This window comes from Mitsuaria sp. TWR114 (assembly GCF_007997345.1).
This window is the reverse complement of sequence record NZ_VOSR01001035.1, coordinates 1-1067: the sequence shown is the minus strand read 5'-3', so window position 1 is coordinate 1067 and position 1067 is coordinate 1. Positions and strand designations below refer to the sequence as shown.

The window sequence follows — 1067 nt, the reverse complement described above, 5'->3', positions numbered from 1 at the left end:
CGGGGGCCGAGCTGGGCGCGGGCGGCCGGGCCGGGCGGCAGGGGACGGGGCGATGGCGGCGGCGCGCCCACGTCGCGATAGTCGCCACGGCGCACCGTGATGATGATGATCACGATGGCCAGCGGGACCACGATCAGCAGCGGCAACAGGAACGGCTGCAGGGTCTCAGGCAATTCAAACGGCATGCGGCTCTCCGACTCCTCCCCAAACCGCGCACGCTACACCGGCCGCAAGACGGCCTGTAGAGGAAAAGCCCTCTCGGTGGACGGCCGGCGCGCGAGTTCCGACGAGCCGCCGTCGCGCCCCGCCGGCTGACGCGGCCACGCGACAGCGCGCCGCCGCCGCGTCCCTGCATCAGGGGGCTTGCACGGCTTCATGCCCAGCTCAGCGCGGACAGGTCGTTGGCGAACAGCGGCGTGCGGCTCCACAGGCCCTTCAGGCCGGCCCGCGCCACCGTGATCCATTGGGGCTGGTAGAGGAAGGCGGCGACCGCGTCCTCGGCGACCTGGCGCTGCGCCTGGCCGAAGAGCCGCGCCCGCTCGGCCGGATCGGCGCTGCCCTGCATGCGCTCGTACAGCGCGTTGAAGGCGGGGCTGCGGTAGCCCCAGTAGTAGTCCGCCCGGGCGAAGTTGCCGAAGTCGTAGGGCTCCACATGCGCGATGACGGTCAGGTCGTAGGCCTTGCTGCCGTAGACGCTGGACAGCCACTGGGCCCACTCGATCTGCTCGATCCGGGCGGTGATGCCGACCGCCGCCAGCTGCGCCGCGATCAGCTCGCCGCCCTGGCGCGCGTACGGCACCGGCGGCAGCTTCAACGACAGGGACAGCCCAGTCGCCTTGGCCTGGGCCAGCAGCGCCTTCGCGGCGGCCGGGTCGTAGGCGTTGATCGCGGTGCAGTCGACGTAGCCCGGCGCGTCCGGCGTGACGAAGCTGCCGATCGGCACGCCGTAGCCGTCGGCGCTGGCCTGGATGACGGCCTTGCGGTCGATCGCCATGGCGATGGCGCGGCGCACGCGGACGTCGCCCAGCGGCGGCCGCTGGTGGTTGATGGCCAGGATGGTCTTGGCG

General features: G+C 72.4%; 2 protein-coding genes. Both read right to left on the bottom strand.

Annotated features, from left to right (window positions below):
* A partial coding sequence (locus FUT87_RS27015; RefSeq protein WP_147242976.1) for a hypothetical protein occupies nucleotides 1–185 on the bottom strand: 185 nt, incomplete at its 3' end.
* Between the two features lie 188 nt (nucleotides 186–373).
* The coding region (locus FUT87_RS27010) for an ABC transporter substrate-binding protein (protein WP_255512065.1) at nucleotides 374–1067 on the bottom strand (694 nt) is incomplete at its 5' end.